25 protein-coding genes are annotated in these 22648 nt (G+C 61.3%); 8 read left to right on the top strand and 17 right to left on the bottom strand.

Annotation, left to right across the window (positions count from 1 at the left end):
* Window positions 1-5 precede the first annotated feature (5 nt).
* From rlmN to MTP42_RS06425, 8 genes are read right to left on the bottom strand one after another with little or no spacing between them, the layout of a single operon-like run.
* On the bottom strand, window positions 6-1046 hold the full coding sequence (gene rlmN / locus MTP42_RS06460; protein ID WP_005932700.1) for a 23S rRNA (adenine(2503)-C(2))-methyltransferase RlmN: 1041 nt from the start codon (window positions 1044-1046) through the stop codon (window positions 6-8).
* Window positions 1047-1085: 39 nt separating this feature from the next.
* Window positions 1086-2408 (bottom strand): 16S rRNA (cytosine(967)-C(5))-methyltransferase RsmB, encoded by a 1323-nt coding sequence (gene rsmB / locus MTP42_RS06455; protein WP_249258220.1) that lies wholly within the window; start codon window positions 2406-2408, stop codon window positions 1086-1088.
* Window positions 2408-3328 (bottom strand): methionyl-tRNA formyltransferase, encoded by a 921-nt coding sequence (gene fmt, locus MTP42_RS06450; protein WP_005932696.1) that lies wholly within the window; start codon window positions 3326-3328, stop codon window positions 2408-2410. Before fmt ends, rsmB begins: the two co-directional genes overlap by 1 nt.
* The gene (gene def, locus MTP42_RS06445) at window positions 3328-3864 is read right to left on the bottom strand and encodes a peptide deformylase (protein ID WP_249258219.1); all 537 of its coding nucleotides are present in this window, start codon (window positions 3862-3864) and stop codon (window positions 3328-3330) included. Before def ends, fmt begins: the two co-directional genes overlap by 1 nt.
* A gap of 30 nt (window positions 3865-3894) precedes the next feature.
* Window positions 3895-6156 carry a replication restart helicase PriA gene (gene priA, locus MTP42_RS06440; protein ID WP_249258218.1) on the bottom strand — a complete coding sequence of 754 codons (2262 nt, stop codon included), beginning with the start codon at window positions 6154-6156 and terminating at the stop codon, window positions 3895-3897.
* 23 nt (window positions 6157-6179) lie between these two features.
* The gene (gmk, locus tag MTP42_RS06435; RefSeq protein ID WP_005932687.1) at window positions 6180-6752 is read right to left on the bottom strand and encodes a guanylate kinase; all 573 of its coding nucleotides are present in this window, start codon (window positions 6750-6752) and stop codon (window positions 6180-6182) included.
* 4 nt (window positions 6753-6756) lie between these two features.
* Window positions 6757-7026, bottom strand: a complete 270-nt coding sequence (locus MTP42_RS06430) for a DUF370 domain-containing protein (RefSeq protein ID WP_005932684.1) — start codon at window positions 7024-7026, stop codon at window positions 6757-6759.
* 31 nt (window positions 7027-7057) lie between these two features.
* Complete coding sequence (locus tag MTP42_RS06425; RefSeq protein WP_249258304.1) at window positions 7058-7936, bottom strand: YicC/YloC family endoribonuclease; 879 nt, start codon at window positions 7934-7936, stop codon at window positions 7058-7060.
* Between the two features lie 237 nt (window positions 7937-8173).
* Here MTP42_RS06425 and MTP42_RS06420 point away from each other — a divergent pair, with 237 nt between their 5' ends.
* Together MTP42_RS06420 and MTP42_RS06415 are read left to right on the top strand one after the other, a co-directional pair.
* Complete coding sequence (locus tag MTP42_RS06420; RefSeq protein ID WP_249258217.1) at window positions 8174-8728, top strand: TetR/AcrR family transcriptional regulator; 555 nt, start codon at window positions 8174-8176, stop codon at window positions 8726-8728.
* A 177-nt stretch (window positions 8729-8905) separates the two neighbouring features.
* The gene (locus MTP42_RS06415) at window positions 8906-9580 is read left to right on the top strand and encodes a hypothetical protein (RefSeq protein ID WP_249258216.1); all 675 of its coding nucleotides are present in this window, start codon (window positions 8906-8908) and stop codon (window positions 9578-9580) included.
* 74 nt (window positions 9581-9654) lie between these two features.
* Here the strand turns inward: MTP42_RS06415 and MTP42_RS06410 are convergent, their stop codons facing one another.
* From MTP42_RS06410 to MTP42_RS06370, 9 genes are all read right to left on the bottom strand, one after another.
* On the bottom strand, window positions 9655-11058 hold the full coding sequence (locus MTP42_RS06410) for an oxaloacetate decarboxylase subunit alpha (RefSeq protein ID WP_005932672.1): 1404 nt from the start codon (window positions 11056-11058) through the stop codon (window positions 9655-9657).
* A 23-nt stretch (window positions 11059-11081) separates the two neighbouring features.
* Complete coding sequence (locus tag MTP42_RS06405; RefSeq protein ID WP_249258215.1) at window positions 11082-11462, bottom strand: biotin/lipoyl-containing protein; 381 nt, start codon at window positions 11460-11462, stop codon at window positions 11082-11084.
* Between the two features lie 64 nt (window positions 11463-11526).
* Window positions 11527-12846: a carboxyl transferase domain-containing protein gene (locus MTP42_RS06400; RefSeq protein ID WP_249258214.1), complete on the bottom strand. Its 1320-nt coding sequence runs from the start codon at window positions 12844-12846 to the stop codon at window positions 11527-11529.
* Between the two features lie 174 nt (window positions 12847-13020).
* Window positions 13021-13854, bottom strand: coding sequence for a pseudouridine synthase (locus MTP42_RS06395; protein WP_097770775.1), 834 nt, complete (start codon window positions 13852-13854; stop codon window positions 13021-13023).
* 219 nt (window positions 13855-14073) lie between these two features.
* Complete coding sequence (ytfJ, locus tag MTP42_RS06390; protein ID WP_156061309.1) at window positions 14074-14472, bottom strand: GerW family sporulation protein; 399 nt, start codon at window positions 14470-14472, stop codon at window positions 14074-14076.
* A 116-nt stretch (window positions 14473-14588) separates the two neighbouring features.
* Window positions 14589-15260: a DUF2953 domain-containing protein gene (locus MTP42_RS06385; RefSeq protein WP_249258213.1), complete on the bottom strand. Its 672-nt coding sequence runs from the start codon at window positions 15258-15260 to the stop codon at window positions 14589-14591.
* Window positions 15257-15787 (bottom strand): SMC-Scp complex subunit ScpB, encoded by a 531-nt coding sequence (gene scpB / locus MTP42_RS06380; protein ID WP_005932660.1) that lies wholly within the window; start codon window positions 15785-15787, stop codon window positions 15257-15259. Before scpB ends, MTP42_RS06385 begins: the two co-directional genes overlap by 4 nt.
* Window positions 15784-16509: a segregation and condensation protein A gene (locus tag MTP42_RS06375; protein WP_249258212.1), complete on the bottom strand. Its 726-nt coding sequence runs from the start codon at window positions 16507-16509 to the stop codon at window positions 15784-15786. Before MTP42_RS06375 ends, scpB begins: the two co-directional genes overlap by 4 nt.
* Complete coding sequence (locus MTP42_RS06370; protein WP_097770771.1) at window positions 16510-17184, bottom strand: site-2 protease family protein; 675 nt, start codon at window positions 17182-17184, stop codon at window positions 16510-16512.
* A gap of 187 nt (window positions 17185-17371) precedes the next feature.
* Here MTP42_RS06370 and rpmB point away from each other — a divergent pair, with 187 nt between their 5' ends.
* The 6 genes from rpmB (at window position 17372) to MTP42_RS06340 (ending at window position 22595) form a co-directional block, all read left to right on the top strand.
* Complete coding sequence (rpmB, locus tag MTP42_RS06365; protein WP_005932647.1) at window positions 17372-17560, top strand: 50S ribosomal protein L28; 189 nt, start codon at window positions 17372-17374, stop codon at window positions 17558-17560.
* 67 nt (window positions 17561-17627) lie between these two features.
* The gene (locus MTP42_RS06360; protein WP_005932644.1) at window positions 17628-17804 is read left to right on the top strand and encodes a DUF4250 domain-containing protein; all 177 of its coding nucleotides are present in this window, start codon (window positions 17628-17630) and stop codon (window positions 17802-17804) included.
* A gap of 18 nt (window positions 17805-17822) precedes the next feature.
* Window positions 17823-18575, top strand: a complete 753-nt coding sequence (locus tag MTP42_RS06355) for an esterase family protein (RefSeq protein ID WP_249258211.1) — start codon at window positions 17823-17825, stop codon at window positions 18573-18575.
* Between the two features lie 12 nt (window positions 18576-18587).
* Window positions 18588-19424 (top strand): sugar phosphate isomerase/epimerase family protein, encoded by an 837-nt coding sequence (locus tag MTP42_RS06350; RefSeq protein ID WP_249258210.1) that lies wholly within the window; start codon window positions 18588-18590, stop codon window positions 19422-19424.
* Between the two features lie 183 nt (window positions 19425-19607).
* A complete protein-coding gene (locus MTP42_RS06345) occupies window positions 19608-19988 on the top strand; it encodes a metal-sensing transcriptional repressor (protein ID WP_243135677.1) in 381 nt (126 codons plus the stop codon).
* Between the two features lie 36 nt (window positions 19989-20024).
* Complete coding sequence (locus MTP42_RS06340; protein ID WP_249258209.1) at window positions 20025-22595, top strand: heavy metal translocating P-type ATPase; 2571 nt, start codon at window positions 20025-20027, stop codon at window positions 22593-22595.
* Window positions 22596-22648: the final 53 nt, after the last annotated feature.

Genomic DNA, 22648 nt, shown 5'->3' with positions numbered 1-22648 from the left:
GCGATTTACGCCTTACCATTCATTTCGTCCCGGCGCAGCTGGCCGCAGGCGGCGCTGATCTCGCTGCCAAGACGGCGGCGTACCGTGGCGTTGACCCCCAGGCTCTCCAGCTTTTTCTGGAAGCGCTGGACATTGGCGGCATCGGTAGCCGAGTAGGGGCTTCCGTCCACCGGGTTGATGGGAATGAGGTTCACATGAGCACCCATGCCCCGGATGAGGTCGGCCAGCTGTCTGGCACAGGCATCGGAATCATTGACACCGCGCACCATCGAATACTCAAAGCTGACCCGGCGGCCCGTGGTCTCCTGATAGCGGCGGACGGCGGGCATCAGCACCTCCACGGGGTAGGCATCATTGACCGGCATCATGCCGCTGCGGATCTCGTTGTTGGGAGCGTGCAGGGAGACCGAAAGAGTCAGCTGCAGCTTTTTCTCAGCCAGCTGGTCGATCTTGGGCACCAGACCGCAGGTGGAAAGGCTGATGTTGCGCATTCCGATGTTCACGCCCTCCGGGGAGGAGATGTTCTCAAGGAAGCGCATGACCTCATCAAAATTATCCAGCGGCTCCCCGATGCCCATGAGGACGATGTGGGAGATGCGCTCCCCGATGTCCTTCTGGGCGGTATAGATCTCAGAGCAGATCTCACCGGCTTCCAGGTTGCGCACCCGGCCTGCCTGGGTGGAGGCGCAGAAGCGGCAGCCCATCCGGCAGCCCACCTGGGTGGAGACGCAGACCGTGTTGCCGTAGTGGTAGCGCATGACAACGGTCTCGATGCAGTTGCCGTCGGCCATCCGCAGCAGATATTTCACGGTGCCGTCCTTGGCTTCCTGCCGGCGCTCGATCTTGGGGGCAGCAATGTAAAACTGCTCTTCCAGCTTTGCCAGCAGGGTCTTGGGCTGGTCGGTCATGGCAGAAAACTCGGTGACCAGCTTCTGGTGCACCCAGTGGAAGATCTGCTTTGCCCGGAAGCCCGGCTGACCCATGGCTTTCAGCGCAGCGGTCAGCTCGGCCAGCGTCAGGGAAGAGATACAGCGTTTTTGTTCCATGGTATTCTCCTATGAATCAATACGAACCGGACGGCGGGTTCATTGCGTTTTCTGCATGGCGCAGAGGAAAAAGCCGTCCATCCCGGTGCGGGTGGGCACCGAGAGCGCCCCGTGCTCCCCCACTGTCATTCCGTCAGGGAACGCCACAGCGGGCCGGACCACCCGGAACTCCGGGTGGCGGGCAAGGAATGCCGCCACCTGCTCCTCGTTCTCGGCGGGGTCGATGGTACAGGTGGAGTAGACCAGCCGCCCGCCTGCTTTCAGCAAAGCGGCTGCTGTGTCCAGAATGGACGACTGGGTGGCCAATAATTCATCATGGCGTGCTTTTTCCAGCGTCTTATAGCGGATATCCGGCTTTTTTGCCAGAATGCCCAGGCCGCTGCAGGGGGCATCCACCAGAATGCGGTCTGCGGCGGGCAGCTTTTGGTTGGGGCGGGTGGCATCATTGCAGAGGGCGGTGACATGGGCAAAGCCCATCCGTTCCACAGCGCTCCGGATGAGCCCGACCCGGTGCTCTGCCACATCGCAGCTGTACAGTGCGCCCTGCCCCTGCATCTCCTCGGCCAGCAGCAGCGTTTTGCCGCCGGGTGCCGCGCAGAGGTCGATCACGGTATCGCCGGGCTTTGCCTCCACACAGAGGGCTGCCAGCTGGCTGGCCTGCCCCTCCACATGGAAACAGCCCTCCTTGAAGAGCGGGTGCTCTGCCGGGCTGCCCTCAAACTTTGCCAGCACACTGCCAGGCACAAGGCCGGGCTGTGCGCTCTTCACGCCGCTTTCCAGCAGTTTTTCACAGAGGGCCGCGGCATCCATTTTCAGGCAGTTGGCCCGCAGGCTGGTGCAGCCGCCGTCGGCGGTGTGGGTCAGGATGCCCAGCGCTTCCTCGGGGTAATGGGTGCGCAGGAACTCTGCCACATCCTGCCCCGCAGAGCCCAGCACCATGAGGCGCTGGGTCTCGTTCCGGAAACGGGCAGTTTCCAGATCATAATTGCAGGCCTTGCGCAGGACGGCATTGACCAGCCCGGACGCACTCGCCTTTTTGAAGGTGCGGGTCAGCTTGACGGCTTCGTTCACCGCCGCCGACACCGGCACCTGCATATAGCGGGCCTGCGCCAGTGCGGCCCGCAGGATCTCGCGCACCTGCGGGTCCAGCCTGGCAAGGCCCTTGGGCAGGAACTGTTCCAGAATGAAATCCAGCGTGCCCTGATGTTCCAGCACGGTGTAGAAGATGGCACCGGCAAAGGCCTTATCCCGGCCCTCCAGTTTCTGGCGGCGGAGTTCGGCATCCAGCACAAGGTTCGAGAAGCCGTCCTGCTCCTGCCGGACCAGTGCAGCCACTGCCGCTGCCCGTGGATTGGCCGCCATCAGAGGGTATCCCCCGCTTTGAGACGCAGACCGGCCGCAAAGGAGGTGCCATCCATCGGCTTTTTGCCCTCAGGCACCACATGAAGCAGCTGGACCGCGCCATCGGCACAGGCCACCGTCAGGGGCTTTGTGGAAAGCACCGTGCCGGGAGCCTCACCGTTGGAAGCAGCCACGCGGCACTCGGTCACCTTGACCTTTTTGCCGCCTGCGGTCACGAACCAGGCCATGGGCCAGGGGTTCATGCCGCGCACCCAGTTGTGGATGTGTGCGGCAGTATCGGTCAGCCTGAACTCTGCCAGCTCCTTGTCCAGCATGGGGGCCAGGGTGGCGTTCTCATGCTGCTGGGGCTGGGGCTTGAGGGTGCCAGCTTCCATAGCGGGCACCGCCTCACAGAGGACGCGGGCACCCACGGCGGTGACCCGGTCGAACAGCTCGCCGCTGGTCTCCTCCGGGCCGATGGCGATCTTCTCGCAGACCAGCACATCGCCGGTGTCCAGCCCCTCGTCCATCTGCATGATGGAAACGCCGGTCTCGGTGTCGCCGTTCAGAACAGCCCACTGCACAGGGGCGCTGCCGCGGTACTTGGGCAGCAGGGACACATGCAGGTTGATGCAGCCATACTTCGGAGCTTCCAGCACGGATTTGGGCAGGATGCAGCCGTAGGCCACCACCACGATGAGGTCAGGGGCCAGCGCCCGGATGTTGGCATCCTCGCTGCCGTCCCGCAGGGTGCGGGGCTGGAACACGGGGGTCCCATGCTCCAGAGCAACTTCCTTGACCGGGGGCGCGGTGAGCACCTGCTTGCGGCCCACCGGCTTATCCCGCCGGGTGTACACGCCGCAGATCTCGTGACCGGCGGCATACAGGGCCTTCAGGCACTCCGCGGCGATATCCGGGGTTCCCATGAACAGAATGCGCATCAGTTGTTTCCTTTCGCTTCACGGGCAGCCTTTTTGCCCTCCTCGGTGTCCTCGTAGAAATACTCGCTGGACTCCATGATGGTAATGCCGTCCAGATGGTCATTCTCGTGCTGAATGCAGCGGGCCAGCAGGTCCTCAGCCTCCAGCTCGAACCAGTTGCCGTTGCGGTCCTGTGCACGCACCTTGACGGCAACGGGACGGGTCACGGCACCGTTGTGGCCGGGGAAGGACAGGCAACCCTCGTAGGCGGTCTCCTCATCCTCAGAAACAGCCAGGATCTCGGGGTTGACGAAATCGATGAACTTGTACTCATAATCCTCGGGGATCTCCTCGGGAGCATCGGTGGTGTCCCACACCACGAAGATGCGGCGCAGCATGCCCACCTGAGGGCCTGCCAGACCCACGCCGTCGGCGGCGATCATCGTCTCCCGCATGTCATCCAGCAGGGTGGCAAGGCGGTCGTCAAAGTTGGTCACGGGGCGGCAGACCTTGTTCAGGATGGGGTCGCCCTCTTTTACGATATTGCGGATAGCCATAGTGGTACCTCCAAAATTTGTTGTGTTGTATCAGATATCCCCGTCCGAGTGCAGATCGACCACAACAGTGGCCTTGCCGGGCAGTTTTTCCTGCTCGTAGAGGGTCAGCGTTTCCCGGATGAGGTCCCGGAAACGGCGGTCGTTGCGGCACTTGACGGTGAGTTTATAGCGGTAGGAATCGTTGATCTTTTCAATGCTGCCGGGGGTGGGACCCAGCACCCGCAGGGGCAGGTCGGGCTGTTTGGCCGCCTGTCGGCCCAGCAGGGCCGCAAAGCGGGCGGAAGCCCGGGCCACCTCGCTCTCCTTTGGCCCGGCAAAGCCCACAACGCAGAGCCCGCAGAAGGGCGGATAAAGCCCCAGCTTCCGGTAGGCGATCTCCTGCTCGAAGAACGCGTCGTAGTCCTGCGCGGCGGCAAGGTTGAGCACCGGGTTGTCCGGGTCGGTGGTCTGGATGATGGCAAAGCCGGGGTCTTTTGCCCGGCCGCTCCGGCCCACCACCTGCGTGACGAGGCTGAACACGGTCTCATAAGCCCGGAAGCCCTGGGCGAACAGGAGCGAATCGATGCCCAGCACGCCCACCAGCGTCACATCCTCGAAATCCAGCCCCTTGGCCACCATCTGGGTACCCACCATGATGTCATATTCATGCCGGGCAAACTTTGCCAGCAGCTTTTCGTGGGCATCCTTGGCGGCGGTGGTATCCTGATCCATCCGCAGGATGCGGGCCTCCGGAAAGAGCTTTGCCAGCTCCTCCTCGGCCTTCTGGGTGCCAAAGCCCCGGTACTGCAGTTTTCCGCCGCAGGCGGGGCATCTGGCAGGGGGCGGGTCCAGCTGGCTGCCGCAGTAATGGCAGAGCAGCTTGTGGGCCGATTTGTGGTAGACCATGGGCACGCTGCACTTCTGGCACTTGAGCACCTCGCGGCAGTCCTCGCACTGGGCCACGGTCTGGTAACCCCGGCGGTTGAGCAGCAGAATGGTCTGCTTGCCTGCCTCAAGGTTGTGCCGGATGGCATCCTCCATGGCAAGGCTGATCTCCCGGGGGTTGCCGGAGGCAAGCTCGGCCCGCATATCCACGATCTGGACTTTGGGCAGCGGGTTGCCGCCATAGCGTTTGGTCAGGCGCACCAGCTGGGTGCGGCCATGCTGGGCGGCATAATAGCTCTCGGTGCTGGGGGTGGCGCTGGCCAGCAGGAGCAGGGCCCCGTTCTCCGCCGCGCGCTGCCGGGCCACCTCGTGGGCCGAGTAGCGGGGCGCGGATTCGGAGCGGTAGGTGTGCTCCTGCTCCTCATCAATGATGACAAGGCCGATGTTTTCCAGCGGGGAGAAGATTGCGCTGCGGGTGCCCACCACGATATCCGCGCCGCCGTCCTGGATCATCTGCCATTGGAGCAGGCGCTCGGTGTGGTTGAGGGCGGAATGCTGCACGGCCACCCGCTTGCCAAATTGGCTTTTCAGCCGCAGGATCATCTGAGGGGTCAGGCTGATCTCAGGCACCAGCACCAGCGCCCGGCGGCCCATCTGCAGGCAGTGCTCGATGAGCTTCAGGAACACCAGCGTTTTGCCGCTGCCGGTCACGCCGTAGAGCAAGGCCGAGTGCGGGGCTGCATCCTCCAGCCCGGGCAGCAGCGCGTCATAGGCGGCCTGCTGCTCCTCCGTGAGAAGGATGGGCTCGTTCTTCAGCGGGATGGAAGAATACAGGTCGATGGATTTGTTCACCTTGCTGCATTCCAGCACGCCCTTGGCGCAGAGGTTGTCCAGCACCGCCCGGCTGATGCCCTTTTCCTCCAATGCAGACAGGGTGCGCTCTCCCCCGGCCAGCAGGGCCACTGCGGCCAGCTGCTTGGCGGTCGGCCTGGGCTTTGGGGGCAGCGTGCCCACCAGCTTGTAGGCATTTTCCGTGTGGCGGACGAGCTGCTTTTGAAGCACCGGGGTCACGCCGTCCTCCGCCACGGTGGGCTTGTACTGCGCGCCGTAGGGGATGACCGCCTTGACGGCCTCGTAGTAGGTGCAGAAGGTGCGCTCCTTCAAAAAGTGCACCAGCCGCAACAGCTCCGGGGTGAGGCAGGCAGAGGCCGGGGCCACATCGAACAGGAACTTGAGCCTTGCGCTCTCCGGTTCGGCATCGCAGGCCAGCACCACGCCCATCCGGGCACGGCTCCCCCGCCCGAAGGGCACCAGCACCATGCTGCCCAGCCGGACGGTATCCTGCTGGTCGGGCATGACGGCATAGGTATAGAGTTTGTCGAAATGAAAGGTCGCGTTGCTCACTGCAACGCCTACCGTTTTGGGCATTCAGGCAGCTCCTTCAAAGCGATTTAGCGGGTCAGGCCCGCACGCTGGCAGATAACATCATAGAGCCTGGCGGCACAGGCATCCACCTCGTCGTTGACCAGCTTGAGGGTGAATTTATCCTGCTGGGCCAGCTCATTGCGGGCGATCTCCAGGCGCTCCCGGATGCTCTCCTCGGTCTCGGTGCCGCGGCCGCGCAGGCGGCGCTCCAGCTCCTGGGTGGAGGGGGGCAGCAGGAAGATGGTGGTGGCACCGGGATACATGCGGCGGATATTGGCCGCGCCATGCACATCGATGACCATGACCACCAGCTTGCCCGCGTTCAGCCGCTTGTTGACCTCTTCCTTCAGGGTGCCGTAGTAGTTGCCGTTGAAGAAGTTGTGCTCCACGACCTCATCCTGATCGATGAGCTGCTGGAACTGCTCCTTGGTGCGGTAGTAGTAGTCTACCCCTTCCTGCTCCCCGGGGCGGGGGGAACGGGTGGTTGCAGAAACCGTTTTTTCGATCTCGGGGTGGGCCTTGCGCAAAGCGCTGACCACACTGTCCTTTCCGGTACCGGCGGCACCGGAAACGACAAACAGATATTTTTCATTTTCCATGGTCTTACTGCTCCTCTTCTGTCACTGTTTTGCCCTCGGCCTGACCGGCGGCACGGCTGGCTACCGTTTCGGGCTGAAGGGCTGAAAGGACAACGTGGTCGGAGTCCATGATGAGGACGGCGCGGGTGCTGCGGCCATAGGACGCATCAATGAGCATCCCCCGCTCCCGCGCTTCCTTGACCAAACGCTTGACCGGGGCAGAATCGGGGCTGACCACAGCCACCACCCGGCCCGCGCTGACCAGATTGCCAAAGCCGATGTTGATCAGTTTCATCTTTTCCTCCGAACCATCTGAATCTCAGGGTTTACTCCAGATTCTGGATCTGCTCACGGATCTTCTCGATCTCCGCCTTCATATCCACTACGATGCGGGTGATATCCAGATCCTGACACTTGGAACCAATGGTATTGGTCTCACGGTTCAGCTCCTGGGTCAGGAAATCCAGCTTGCGGCCCACGGGCTCGTCCAGCTCCAGAATGGAGCGGTACTGGGCGATGTGGCTGCGCAGGCGGACGGTCTCCTCATCCACGGCGGTCTTGTCGCCAAAGATGGCGGCCTCGGTCAGGACACGGGCATCATCGATGTTCCGGTCCTCCAGAATGACCTTGAGCTTTTCGTACAGGCGGTTGGTGTAGTTCTCCACCCGGCCGGCGCTCAGGGTCTCCACCCGGCCCACGCATTCTTCCAGAAAACACAGGCGGTTCTCCACGTCAGCCTTCATCTTGGCACCCTCAGCGGCGCGCATCTCCACAAAGCGGTCCAGTGCCTGGGCGGTGACAGCGGAGACATCCTCCCACAGCTGCTCCTCATCCACATCGGCGTGGCGGGTGGTCAGCACATCGGGAAAGCGGGCGATCATCCCGGCGGTCACATCGTTCTTGACCTCCAGCGTCTCAGACAGGTCCCGCAGGGCCTGCTGGTAGCTCTTGGCCAGCTCCTGATTCACAGCCACCACGGTATCGGCGGCATCCACGGTCTGCACCGTCAGGCTCAGTTCTACCTTGCCGCGGGTCACCCGCTCGTTCAGCTGCTTTTTCAGGCGGCTGTCCAGATAGCTGCAGGTGCGGGGCATCCGGGAAGAATACTCAAAGTACCGGGAATTGACGCTGCGCAGCTCCACCGTGATCTCACGGCCATTGCGCACAGCAGTTCCCCGGCCAAAACCGGTCATGCTCAAAATCATGCTTTTTTCCTCGTATTCCAAAGGGTTTTCTGCGGACATTCTTCGTATATGTATCCGCTTTGGGGCACACAGACCCATGTTACGATACATATACTATATATTTTACTCTGCCGCCCCTTTTTTTGCAAGCAATGCGGCGAAAAAAATCTATTTTACCCCCTTGACAAGGGGCAGGAACAGCGCTATACTATGCATTGTGAACAGCGTTCATGTTGAGGAGGTGGTCACACGAATCCGATGGCAACGTCCAAGGAGGAGATCCTGAAAACGAGCCGGGTCCTCATCCAGCAGAATGGATGGGAAGCGGTCAACATCCGTGCAGTGGCAGCAGCCTGCGGGGTATCCGTGGGGTGCATCTACAACTACTTCGGTTCCAAGACCGATCTGGTGAGCACGGCGGTGGAAAGCATCTGGAGCGATATCTTCCGCCACCCGGACGACCCGGCGGTGTTTGAGGACACCCTCTCCTGCATCCGCTGGATGTACCGGCAGATGGAGTACGGCTCTGAGCAATACCCCGGCTTCTTCACCCACCACGCGCTCGGCTTTGTGCGGCAGGATACCGCCGATGGCAAGCAGCAGATGCGCCAGACCTGGCAGCACATCCTGGATGCGCTGACCATGGTGCTGACCAGGGACAAAAAGATCCGGCCAGACGCATTTACTGAGGAGTTCACCCGCCAGAAATTTGCGGGCATCCTGTTCTCCCTCATGCTTTCTGCCGTGGTGCAGCAGGATTTTGACCCCACAGCGGTATTGGAGATCATCCGCAGGACCATTTATGAAGTGTAAAAAACATCCCACAGTCTTGTGGGAGTTTTTTACGGCCAAAAGTGAACAGCGTTCACATTGAGTGAACCCAGCATTCCACCCACGGCAGCCTGCACATCACAACGATGCAGTCCGGCCGGCAGCCGCTGACCGGATCGCGATAGAGCAGCAAACCAACCGTAAAGGAGCAACATTCTTATGAGAGCAATCATTGAGACCGTTTTCGACATCTTCTATCTGGTCACCGTGCTGACCTTGGGCATCCGCATGATCCGCGGCAGCAAGGACAACACCCAGTTCCGCCTGTTCGGCCTGATGGCCGTGGTGCTGGGCGCAGGTGACTTCTTCCATCTGGTGCCCCGTGCACTGGCACTGTGCACCACCGGCCTGGAAAACTACGCTGTGCCTCTGGGCCTGGGCAAGTGGATCACCTCCGTGACCATGACCGTGTTCTATGTACTGCTGTACTACGTCTGGCGCAAGCGCTACCAGATCGAGGGCCAGAAGGATCTGACCATTGCCGTGTATGTCCTTTCCGCTGTGCGCATCGTGCTGTGCATGATGCCGCAGAACCAGTGGCTGACCAACCACACCCCGCTGACCTGGGGCATCCTGCGCAACATTCCCTTTGCACTGCTGGGCCTGCTGATCATCGTGCTGTTCTACCACAGTGCCAGGGAACACAAGGATCAGGCTTTCCGCTGGATGTGGCTGACCATCGTGCTGAGCTTCGGCTTCTATATCCCGGTGGTGCTGTGGGCAGATGTCAACCCCCTGATCGGTATGCTGATGATCCCCAAGACCTGCGCCTATGTCTGGACCGTGCTGATCGGCTACAACGCCATGAAGGCTGAGAATGGCAAGAACAACTGAGACCTGCGGGAGCACAAACAAAAAGAAGGGGCTGCTGCATCAAACGGTGCAGCAGCCCCTTCTGGTATTATGATTTAGACAGGGTGAGACTGATTGGTGTAATCAGCGTGGTCAGCGTCCACGCCCTGCTTCTTGGCATTGCGCTTCTCGAAAAACTTGGGTGCGACCTGCGGGAACATTGCGTAGGTCAGAACATCCTCTTCCTGCGTTGCCCACTTGGCGGCCTCAGCCTTCAGCTTGTCCATCTCGGGAGCCAGGGTGTCGGCAAAGCGGCAGGTGATGGGCTGCTCATCGCCCAGGATCTTCTTGGTGAACTCGGGGCTGATGGGAGCGGGAGTCTTGCCGTAATCGCCGTGGACCAGGCCCTTGAACTCCTTGGTGACCATCTTGTAGCGCTCGCCCAGGATGACGTTGAACACAGCCTGCGTGCCAACGATCTGGCTGGTGGGGGTGACCAGCGGAGGATAGCCTGCGTCCTCACGAACGCGGGGGATCTCAGCCAGCACTTCGTCCAGCTTATCTTCCTTGCCTGCATCCTTCAGCTGCTTGAGCATGTTGGAGAACATGCCGCCGGGCACCTGATACAGCAGGGTGTTGGCATCCACGCCCAGGCTCTTGGGGCTGATCTGGCCGTTGGCGATGTACTTCTCGCGCAGCTTTGCAAAGTAAGCGCGGACAACGTTCAGCTGCTTCAGATCCAGGCCGGTGTCGTAATCGGTGCCCTGCAGGGCAGCGACCAGACTTTCGGTGGCCATGTGGCTGGTGCCGCCGCTCAGGGGGCTCATGGCGGTATCAACAATGTCGGCACCTGCCTCAATGCCCTTCAGCAGGGACATGGAAGCCAGACCGGCAGTGTAGTGGCTGTGGATATCGACCGGGATGGACAGGGTGTTCTTCAGCTCCTTGACCAGATCGTAGCAGGTGTAGGGAGTCAGCAGGCCAGCCATGTCCTTGATGCAGATGGAGTTTGCGCCCATCTCCTCCAGGGTCTTGGCATACTTGACGTAGTACTCGTTGTTGTGCACGGGGCTCAGGGTGTAGCTGATGCAGCCCTGAACATGTGCGCCTTCCTTGTTGGCAGACTTGATGGCGGTCTGCAGGTTGCGGGGATCGTTCAGTGCGTCGAAGATGCGGATGACATCGATGCCGTTTGCAACAGACTTCTGCACAAAGTACTCGACAGCATCATCGGCGTAGGGGCGGTAGCCCAGCATGTTCTGGCCGCGGAACAGCATCTGCAGCTTCTGGTGGGGCAGCTCCTTGCGCAGGATGCGCAGACGCTCCCAGGGGTCCTCATCGAGGAAGCGGATGCAGCTATCAAAGGTAGCGCCGCCCCAGCACTCGACAGAGAAGTAAGGGATCTTATCCATTTCGGGCAGGATGGGACGCATCTCATCCATCGTCATACGGGTGGCCAGCAGAGACTGGTGAGCATCACGCAGGACGACTTCCGTAATCTTGATCGGCTTTTTGGCCATGGTTGTCACCTCTTCCTCAGTTCTCAGTTCATGGAAACCAGAACGTCACCGGAGTTGACGGTGTCGCCCTTGTTGACGTTGACGGAGGCCACAGTGCCATCCTGAGGAGCAACGATCTCGTTCTCCATCTTCATGGCCTCGAGGATGACCAGCACGTCACCGGCCTTGACGGAAGCACCGGCTGCGACCTTGACATCCAGGATGTTGCCGGGCATGGGAGCCTTGACGGTAACGGCACCGACAGCACCGGCGGGAGCAGCAGCCTTGGGAGCGGCAGCAGGAGCAGCCGGAGCCTTGGGTGCGGCGGGAGCAGCGGGAGCTGCAACGGGAGCAGCGCCTGCGGCGGTCTCCTCAACGGAAACGCTGTAAGCAACGCCATTGACGGTAATATTGTAGTACTTCATGGAAGGATCCTCCTGAACAAAATCAATGTATGGATTCGATGTACGGTTTACGTTCCGGAACCGCTTACAGAGCCATGTTGCCGTGCTTCTTGGGCAGACGTGCGGCACGCTTGGTGCTCAGCAGCTCAAAGGCGGCGACCACGCTTGCACGGGCGTTGGCAGCGTCGCAGGTCATATCAGCGGCACCTGCGGCAACGGCGTTGGCAGCGCTGCACACCTCAGCGGTGTACTGGGCAGCCTTGGCGTTGGTGGCGGCAATGATGTTGTCGGAAGCGTCGATCTCGGCCTTGTACAGGACGGAGACGGCAGCGTTGGGCTCCAGAGCGCTGACGGTGCAGCCGTTGACGGCGATCTTCAGATCAGCGTTGGCCAGAGCGGTGTAGACAGGGCCCACAGCCTTGCCGGACAGCAGAGCCACCTTGGCGGTGGTAGCATCGGCATAGGTAGCAGCCAGACGGGCAGCCTCACGGATGCCGCCTGCGATGTCATCGGTAGCGCTGGGTGCAAAGCCGTTGGTGTTGACGATGGTCAGCACGGGCACGCTGAAAGCATCGCACAGGCGGACAAAGCGGGAAGCCTTGGCCACGCAGTTGTGGCACAGGGTCTCGCCGGTGGCCACAATACCCACAGCGTTGCCGCCGATGGTTGCGAATGCGGTGTAGACGTGCTTGCCGAAGCCTGCGTACAGCTCCACAGCGCTGTCCTTGTCGATCAGGGCAGCGGCAGCTTTCTCGGGAGCAGCACCGGCGCTCAGAACGCTGGTGGGCTGCTCGAACTCGAAGATGGCGGGACCGGTCAGGTTGTTGGCGGGCAGCAGACCCACGATGTGGGCAGCCTTCTCGGCAGCTTCCTCAGCGTTGGCAGCCACAATGGCAGCCACACCAGCCTTGGCAGCAGCCTCGGCAGTGCCTGCGCCGGGGACCTTGTCGCCCTTGGCGGCGGAGGTGAACGGAGCGGTGAAGAACAGCTCTGCATCCTCAGCCATGACGCACACGTCAGCATTGGCAGCACTCAGTGCGCTGGTGCCGCCGCACACGCCGGTGACGACTGCGATCTGGGGGATGACACCGGAAACCTTGGCGATGGTGGCGTTCAGCTTGACGCTGGCGGTCAGAACGTCCAGACCCTCAGCCAGCTTAGCGCCGACAGAGTTGTAGAACGTGACCACCGGGCAGCCGGTCTGAGCAGCCATCTCCAGGACCTTGATGTTCTTCTCAACGTCCTTGACAGAGACAGCCTCGCCGTTCTGGTAAACAGCATAAGCCTGCTGACCAGCCGCATAGCCGCAGGCAGCACTCACTGCGCCGTCCGCAAACAGTGCGGTATACTCCCCGTCATCGAAAAACTTGGCGAGGATTTCTCCTTTGTTACTCTTTGAAGCCATGGTAAGACCTCCTGCTTTTCTATTTTGAGCTTTTTATTTTGAGCTTTCAAAATTAGTATCATTATACCTTATTTTGAGAGCGTTCACAAGGGCTGAAAGGCCCATTTTGCGGAAAAATTTCACAATCTTTTCCAGGATCAGACGGTTTTTGCGCCGTGAAAGCTGAAAAAACGATCACTTTCTCCGTTTTGCGGGGGCATTGCCGCTGCCCACAGGGCCCTTGGGACGGCGGGCGGCAGCCTTGGACTGCAGCGATGCGCTGCGGGTCTGGGCGCGGCCCTTGGCGGCGGCGGCACGCAGACCGTTGACCTCTGCCTTGGTCAGTTCACGATAGGTGCCGGGCTTAAGCATTCCCAGCTTGACCACACCCTCGGCGTTGCGCTTCAGGCGGACGACCTCCAGACCAACGGCCTCGCACATGCGGCGGATCTCGCGGTTCTTGCCCTCTTTCAGGGTCATCTCCATCACGGTGCGGCCAGGCTCATCGGTGACGACGTTGATGGCGCAGGGCATGGTCTTGGTGCCATCGTCCAGAACAACGCCGGAGCTCATTTTCAGGATCTGGCTCTCATCGGCCCGGGGCTGCACGGTGACACGGTACAGCTTGGAGATGCCGCCCGACGGATGGGTGACAGCCTGTGCAAAGGCACCGTCGTTGGTCATCAGCAGCAGGCCCTCGCTGTCTTTGTCCAGGCGGCCCACCGGGTACAGGCGGGCGGGGATATCGCTGACCAGCTCCATAACGGTCTTGCGGCCCAGCTCATCGCTGGCGGTGGTCACATAGCCGCGGGGCTTGTACAGGGCCAGATAGTAGAGCTGCTGGTTCTTCTGGATGTAGATGCGCTCGTCATCCACATGCAGCACATCCCGGTTGGGGTCCATCTTGTCGCCCACCTTGACGGGGTGGCCGTTGACCTTGACACGGCCCTCGGCAATGATCTGCTCGGCCGCGCGGCGGGAGCACAGGCCCTGCTCGGCCATGATCTTCTGAATACGTTCTTCTGCCATAATAAAACTCCTTGTGCGCCTCCCGGCGCTCAAAAGCGCACGCCGGAGCATGCGCTGAAAAAACTGCAAGTTGGAAGCTTGCAGTTACGGCGATGTTCGGAGGACGGCGGGCAGTTTCCTGAGCAAGTGTCCGCTGGGGTGGGACCCTGCTGCCGCAGGCAGTAGGGCGGGCGATGGAATGGCCCGTTTCACTTGCGAGGGAAAGCTGCCCGCTGGCCGTTACTGCCCGCTTTTGGGCGCAGCAGGCTCGTCCTTTTTAATGAGTGCACTGACCTTTTCCACCAGTTCGGGGATCATGGTCAGGGCGCGGTCCACGGTATTGTTTCCGTCAGAGAGCTGGATGGTGCGGACGCAGCCGTCCTTGACCACCAGGAATGCCACGGGCTGGATATTGACACCCGCGCCGGAGCCGCCGCCGAACAGATCCTTGTTGGCGGCGTTCTTGCCGTCGAAATCGGTGCCGGCAGAGGCAAAGCCGAAGCTCACCTTGGACACCGGCAGGATGGTGGTGCCGTCATCGGTGGTGATGGGCTTGCCGACGATGGTGTTGGAATCCACCATCTGACGGATCTTGTCCATCGTAACGTTCATCAGGTTTTGAATGGGATGCTCAGCCATAAATTCGGCCTCCTTACTTTCTATATCGGGGAGCGGAACACCGCCCCCACGGAACCACTTCCCTGCCCTGTACGGGCCGGGACGCGGACGCACCATACAAAAATATTATACCCGAGCTAGATAAAAACGTCCAGTACCTTTTCGCGCCAGAACGCATACAGAACGCGCAGAAGCGTGAAAACGACGGCATAGGCCCGGGCCGTGACCCGGAAGGAGACGTGATCCTTTACGGTAGGCTCGGCGCTGCCGAAATCCGGCAGGAGCCGGAGCTGCTCGAAGTCCAGATAGAGGAACCGGTCCAGGAAACCCAGCGTCGGGTAGAGCCAGGCGTTCAGCCTGCCATAGCTGCGGGCAGCCTCGGCGGGGTCTTCGCCCCGGACACCGAGGACAACATCGATCCGGGTGAAGCGCAGGGAGCCGATGATGGCCCGGGTGAGCTTTCCCGCCCCTTTTAAGATAGTGCAGACGATCTGCAGGGTCAGCTTCGCCTTCTGGCGGGGCGGGGCTTCCTTTTTGGGCTTCTGCCCGCCGGACGCTTTCTTCTTTTTTTCTTTCTTCTTTTTCTCCGGCTTTTCCGGCGCGGGATACCGGAACACCGGGAAGGTGATGCCCAGTGCACCGGCCTTTACCTGAAAGATGCCCTCCGCCCACTGCACATCGGCGCAGAAGGGGCAGAACATGAGCAGCAGACCCAACACCAGCACCACCAGCAGCAGGATGCCCACTCCTTTTAAGAGGAACAGCAGCACCGTACCGATACCAGCGAGAATACTCCACAGGACACTCATTGGGCCGCCTCACTTTCCGTGCCCCGCACCGGGGGCAGATCTTCCAGACTGGACAGGCCGAAGCACCGCAGGAACACGTCCGTGGTGCGGAAGGCCACGGGTCTGCCGGGCAGGTCGAGACGGCCTGCTTCTTCAATGAGCCCCTTTTCCAGCAGGCCCGACACACTGGAGGAGGAATCCACGCCGCGCACCTGCTCGATGAAGGCGCGGGAGACAGGCTGGTTGTAGGCGATGACGGTCAGGGTCTCCATGGCCGCCGGGCCCAGCGGGATGGAGCGGCGGGTGTCCAGCACACGGCGGACGCACTCCGCAAATTCCGTCTTGGTGGCCAGCTGCCAATGGGTGTTCAGGTGGAGCAGGCACAGGCCGCTGTCCTCTTTCTGGCAGCGCTCGTGCAGTGCTTCCAGCGCAGATTCCACGCTGGCGGTGGGCAGCTGCAGCGCCTGGGCCAGCTTGTCGGCCCCGATGGGCTCCGCGTAGGCAAAGAGCATCGCTTCCACTGCGGCACGAATTTGTTTCTGATTCATTGCTCCTCCTTTGTGCGGTCAATGCGGCCCCGGCGCATCTTCAGCTCGCCCTCCGGGCCAAGCGTCACACGGCCGCCGCGCACCAGCTCCAGCAGCGCCAGAAAGGTGGCCACGTTGGCCCCCCGGGTCTGGCGGCGGGAAAACAGCTGGTCCATCTTTTTTGCACCGCCTGCAATGAGCTGGCGCAGGATGTAGACAACCCGGCTGCTCACCGAGACCTGCGGGGCCGACACCAGCGGCTCGAACTGCTGCTGGGTGGGCATTTTGCGGACGGTGGTGCGCCCCATCAGGGCCTGCCAGCAGTCTGCCAGCACCTGCGGCGAATGGAAGAGATCATAGGTGTTGTCCCATTCCAGCCGGGCCGGGGTGCGCACGAACACGGTATATACCTCTCCCCGCTCCCGCAGACGGGCGGCCATCCGGCGGCACTGGTCATATTCAATGAGCTGGCCGGTGAGCTCCTGCTTCATCCGCTCGCCCTCTTCACTGCGGGGCAGCAGCAGATAGCTCTTCATCTCCACCAGGTGGGCGGCCATCTCGATAAAGGCACTGGAAATTTCAGGGTCGGTGCTCTCGGCCGATTCCACCGCGCGGGTGTACTGGTCGATGAGCTCCAGAATGGGGATGTTGTGCAGGTCCATCTTGTGCTTCTGCACCAGCGTGAGCAGCAGCTCCAGCGGGCCCTCAAAATCCTCCAGACGAAAGGTCAGTTCTTCTGCCACTCAGATCACCGTCCCGATGGCTGCATAATACGCAGAATAGGCGATCTGGTCGATGTAGCCGGTGCCGAGATCCAGCAGATCCCAGACCACATCATTGAAGGTGCCCAGCACGCCATCCAGCACACCGGCCCAGACAGCCGCCAGCAGGATGACGAAGATGACGCGCTCGTACCGCATGATCTGAAAGTAGATGCGCTGGGGAAGCACCACCAGCAGGATGCGGCTGCCGTCCAGCGGCGGGATGGGAATGAGGTTGAACACCGCAAGGCCCACATCCATCATCACTAAGTATTGGAGGAAGCGGGCTGCGAAAATCGTGATCATGGTGGTAGGGGCCCAATAATACAGGATCTTCCACGCCACCATGCCGAGGTAGGCCAGCAGCAGATTGGCCGCCGGGCCTGCCAGCGCGGTGAGGGCCATGCCCCACTTGGGGTTTTTGAAATTGCGGGGGTCGGTGGAAACAGGCTTTGCCCAGCCCACCCCGGCAAAGATCATGCAGAGGGTGCCCACGAGGTCAAAGTGGCGGAACGGGTTCAGGCTGATGCGGCCCTCCCGCTTTGCGGTGGGGTCGCCCAGCAGCCAGGCGGCCAGCGCGTGGCCTGCCTCATGGAACGGGATGGCGATCAGGGTCACCAGTGCCCGGATGAGATAATACATTCCTTGTGCGGTCATTCGTTTCTCCCTCGGTTGGATTTTATTCTATTGTACTATTTTTTCGCTTTTGGGGCAAGGGTTTGACCCTGCAAGAAAAAAGTTGCGGAAAAATCAAATTTGCTCTTGCTTTTTCTCCGCATCTCTGGTAAAATAGTCAAGCTGATTATTTTGAATTCCATACTTCACTGTAGGAGGTGCAAGTACCATGGCTAAGTGTGAATGCTGCGGCAAGGGTGTTACCTTTGGTATCAAGGTTTCCCACTCTCATCGCCGTTCCAACCGTACCTGGAAGCCGAATGTCCGTCGTGTCAAGGCGGTCGTGGAAGGCTCTCCCAAGTATATCTACGCATGCTCTCGCTGCCTGCGCGCTGGCAAGGTTACCCGCGCTGTCTAAGTAGCTGCATCTGCCGGTCACTTTGTCGAGTGGCCGGCTTTTTTGTTATCTTCTGGAGGGATCGACGATGGCTCTGCCAAATGACCCGATTATGCTGCTGAGCATGATCAACCTGAAGCTGCGGGACTTCTACCCCACTCTGGACGCGCTGTGCGAGGATCTGGATGAGGACAAGGCCGCGCTGTGTGCCAGGCTTTCCGCTGTGGGGTACGCCTATGACCCCCAGCGCAATCAATTTGTGTGACAACAGGAGGATGCTGCCATGATCCAAGGGACGTATTATAAGGAATGGAGCCGGATGCTGGGCCGCGACATGGAGTTCAAGGTCTATGGCCATGCCGGTACGCCGGTGCTGGCTCTGCCCGCGCGGGGCGGCCGCTTTTACGACTGGGAAAACAACGGGATGCCCGATGCCATTGCCCCGCTGCTGAATGAGGGCAAGGTGCAGCTGTTCTGCGCCGACAGCATCGATGCCGAGAGCCTGCTGGCCGGGGACACGGCTCCCCGCCGCCGGGCCGAGATGCAGGAAAAGTATTTCAATTACCTGACAAGCGAGCTGGCTCCCCGCATCCTGACCCTGAACGGTGCCAAAAAGGACACCCTGCTCTGGGCGGTGGGCGTGGACACCGGCGCGTATCAGGCAGTGAACTGCCGCCTGCGCCGCCCCGAGGTGTTCGCGGGTGCCATCGGCCTTTCCGGCCTGTACGATGTGCGCCGTTTCCTGGGCAATGCAGCAGATGACCTGGTCCTGCGCAATGCCCCCCTGGCCTATCTGGCAGAGGACGGCCTTGTGGACAAAAAGCTGCTGGCAAAGGCTGAGGAGAATGCCCTTCTCCTCTGTGCCGGTCAGGGCAGCTACGAGGGCGACGCGCTGGTGGACACCCAGGCCATGGCCGATGCACTGACCGACTGCTGCCTGCCCGTGCATCTGGAAGTGTGGGGCAGCGATGTCTCCCACGACTGGTACTGGTGGGGCAAGGAGCTGAATCTCTTTGCCGCCCGTGTGTTCGGCTGATGGAGGTGGAGGATGCCTGAATTCATTCTTGGTGCGCGCGGCCACGATTTTGGCCGCCATGACCCCGAGACCCTCTTTTCCTCCATCGGGCAGGCAGGCTTTGCCTGCACCCAGCTGGCCTTTACCAAGGCGGTGGAAGGCGTAAAGAGCTATGCCGATGTGACTCCTGCGCTGGTGGAGCGGGCAAGAGCGGCTGCGGCAGCATCCGGCGTGGGCATTGCCGTGGACGGCACCTATGTGGAGCTGAGCTATGCCGACGAGGACAAGCGCCGTGCCGAGGTGGCAAAGGTGCTGAGCCAGATCCCTGTTGCCAGGGCGCTGGGTGCAGGCTGCATGGGCAGCGAGACCGCCAACATGGCCAAACAGCCCGGTGTGACCCGGAGAGAGGCGCAGGAAGCGCTCCTGCGCAGTCTGGGTGAGATCCTGCCCGCCTGCGAGGAGCAGGGAGTGCTCTTTGCCGTGGAGTGCGTCTACTACCATGCCATGAATACCCCCGAGGCGGTACGGATGGTGCTGGACACCATGGCAAGCCCCAACCTGCGCGTCATCTGCGATTTTGCCAACTATGTGGGCCCGGAGGCTGCGTCTGTGGATGCACAGCGCCGCATCTGGGACAAAGTGGGCAGCTGGTACGGTGACAAGATCACGGCGGTCCACTTCAAGGGCCAGAACTTCCAGCCGGATGGAACACTCTATTCCACCAGCCTGGAGGATTCCTGCGTGGACTACGCCGGCGGCTTTGAGATGCTGCGGCAGATGCCGCAGGCTTCCCTGCCCGTGCTGCGGGAGGAAGCTGTGCCCGCCCGCGCCGCAAGCGACCTTGCCTTTATGCGCAGATTCGCCTACTGATCGTTTTGGATGCTTCAAAGGCTCTGTTCCCCGTTTGGGGCGCAGAGCCTTTTGTTCTATCTTCCGTATTCATAAAAAATTCACAATAATACCCCCCAGCCCTACTTGCAGAAACAGGACCACCGTGCTATAATGCAGCTATGGAACAAAATACCCCCAAGGGGTAATGAAAGGAGAATAGACATGAGTGATGTGAACAAGATCCCGGAGGGAAGCTGCCCCCACTGCTCCCCCACCCCGGCAGAAGAGCCCTGCTGTGCCCCGGCTGAGGGAAGCACCGGCTGCGGCTGCCGCCACAAGCAGCGCACCGAGGAGGAGTACAAGCACCTCATCACCCGACTGAACCGCATCGAGGGCCAGATCCGGGGCATCCGGAGCATGGTGGAAAAGGATGTGTACTGCACGGATATTCTGGTGCAGGCCGCCGCCGCCAGAAGCGCCCTGAACGGTTTTACCCGGGAGCTGATCGACCAGCACCTGAGTACCTGCGTGGCTGAGGACCTGAAAAACGGCGGTGAGGAGAAGCTGCAGGAGTTTTTGTGGATCCTGAACAAGCTCGTTTGATGCCGTTCACGCAGCGTTTTTTATCGGAGGGAAACAATGGAACAGTATACTGTTACGGGCATGAGCTGCGCGGCCTGCTCTGCCCGGGTGGAAAAGGCCGTAAAAGCTGTGCCCGGCGTGACCAGCTGCTCGGTGAGCCTGCTGACCAACTCCATGGGAGTGGAGGGCACCGCCAGCGCCTCGGCCATCGTCAAGGCAGTGCAGGAGGCGGGCTACGGCGCAAGCCCCAAGGCTGCTGCCGCCGAGACCCCCAGCGCCGAGCTGGATGCACTGGCTGACCACGAAACACCCAGACTGAAGAAACGGCTCATCGCATCACTGGTCTTTCTGGCGGTGCTGATGTATTTTTCGATGGGCCACATGATGTGGGGCTGGCCGCTCCCCCACTGGTTCGACGGCAACCACGTTGCCATGGGTCTGGTCCAGCTGCTGCTGGCGGGCATCGTAATGGTCATCAACCAGAAGTTCTTCATTAGCGGCTTCAAGGGCCTGCTCCACCGCGCCCCCAACATGGATACACTGGTGGCGCTGGGTTCCTCGGCCAGCTTTCTCTGGAGCACCTACGCCCTGTTCGCCATGACCCGCGCTCAGGTGGACGGCAACGACGCGCTCGTCATGCACTACATGATGGAGCTTTACTTTGAATCTGCCGCCATGATCCTGACCCTGATCACCGTGGGCAAGATGCTGGAGGCCCGCTCCAAGGGCAAGACCACCGACGCGCTCAAGAGCCTGATGAAGCTGGCCCCCCAGACCGCCACCCTGCTGCGGGAGGGGGCTGAAGTGACCGTGCCCATTGCACAGGTGAAAAAGGACGACCTCTTTGTGGTGCGCCCCGGTGAGAACATCCCGGTGGACGGCCTTGTGCTGGAAGGTTCCAGCGCCGTGAATGAGAGCGCCCTGACCGGCGAGAGCATCCCGGTGGACAAGGCTGCGGGAGACAAGGTCAGTGCCGCCACCACCAACCAGTCCGGTTTCCTGAAGTGCGAAGCCACCCGTGTGGGCGAGGATACCACGCTGGCCCAGATCATCCGGATGGTCAGCGATGCCGCCGCCACCAAGGCCCCCATTGCCAAGATCGCCGATACCGTTTCCGGCTTCTTCGTGCCTGCGGTCATCTCCATTTCGGTGCTGACCACCCTTGTCTGGCTGCTGCTGGGCCGGGAGTTCGGCTACGCGCTGGCCCGGGGCATCTCGGTGCTGGTCATCAGCTGCCCCTGTGCGCTGGGTCTGGCAACGCCTGTGGCCATCATGGTGGGCAACGGTCTGGGGGCCAGGAACGGCATCCTGTTCAAAACTGCCGCCTCGCTGGAAGCTGCAGGCCGTACCCAGATCGTGGCGCTGGACAAGACCGGCACCATCACCAGCGGCGAGCCCCGGGTCACTGACATCCTGCCCGCGGAGGGCGTTTCCGAGAGTGAGCTGCTGACGCTGGCGGCCTCGCTGGAGCAGAAGAGTGAGCACCCGCTGGCCAAGGCGGTGCTGGCCTATGCCGAGACCGAGACCATCGCCTGCCCCGATGTGACTGATTTTGCCGCCCTGCCCGGCAATGGCCTTTCCGCCCGGCTGGACGGCATGGAGATCTACGGCGGCAATGCGGAATTCATTGCCACCAAGGCATCCGTATCCGCCGAACTCCAGGCCGAAGCCGCCCGGCTGGCCGCTGAGGGCAAAACGCCCCTCTTCTTTGGCGGTGCAGGCCGCCTGATGGGCGTGATCGCTGTGGCGGACACCCTCAAGGAGGACAGCCCCCGCGCCATCCGGGAACTGCAGAACATGGGCATCCGGGTGGTCATGCTGACCGGCGACAACCAGCGCACCGCCGATGCCATTGGCCGGCAGGCGGGCGTGGACGAGGTCATTGCGGGCGTTCTGCCCGACGGCAAAGAGGCCGTGATCCGCAGGCTGCAGGAGAGCGGCAAGGTGGCCATGGTGGGCGACGGCATCAACGATGCCCCCGCCCTGACCCGCGCGGACACCGGCATCGCCATCGGTGCCGGTACCGATGTTGCCATTGACGCAGCCGATGTGGTTCTGATGAACTCCCGGCTCTCCGATGTGCCCGCCGCCATCCGGCTGAGCCGCGCCACCCTGCGCAACATCCACGAAAACCTGTTCTGGGCGTTCATCTACAACATCATCGGCATCCCGCTGGCCGCCGGTGTGTTCATCCCCTTCGGCCTGACCCTGAACCCCATGTTCGGGGCTGCGGCCATGAGCCTTTCCAGCTTCTGTGTCGTAAGCAATGCCCTACGGCTGAATCTGTTCGACCTGCACAGCACCAAACACGACCGCAACCCCAAGTCTGCCGCCCTGCCCGCTGCCCCCGTGCAGCCTGCAGCGGCTGAAAATACTGCCGAACCCGTTTCGGCTCCCGTTGTCAAGGAGGACAATGCCATGAAAAAGACCCTGCATGTTGAAGGTATGATGTGCGGCCACTGCGAGGCCCGCGTGAAAAAGGCGCTGGAAGCCCTGCCCGCCGTGGACGAGGCCGTGGTCAGCCACGAGGCCGGTACCGCCATCGTCACCCTGAACGCCGAAGTTTCCGACGCAGACCTGAAGAAGGCTGTTGAGGATCAGGATTACAAGGTGACCGGCATCGAATAACAGATGCGCAAAAAGCAGCGCCCTGTTTCCCATTGCGGGAGACAGGGCGCTGC

The organism is Faecalibacterium sp. I2-3-92, assembly GCF_023347315.1.
Classification (GTDB): Bacteria; Bacillota; Clostridia; order Oscillospirales; family Ruminococcaceae; genus Faecalibacterium; species Faecalibacterium duncaniae.
Note: the sequence above shows the minus strand (reverse complement) of the source record. Positions and strands in the feature narration are given on the sequence as shown.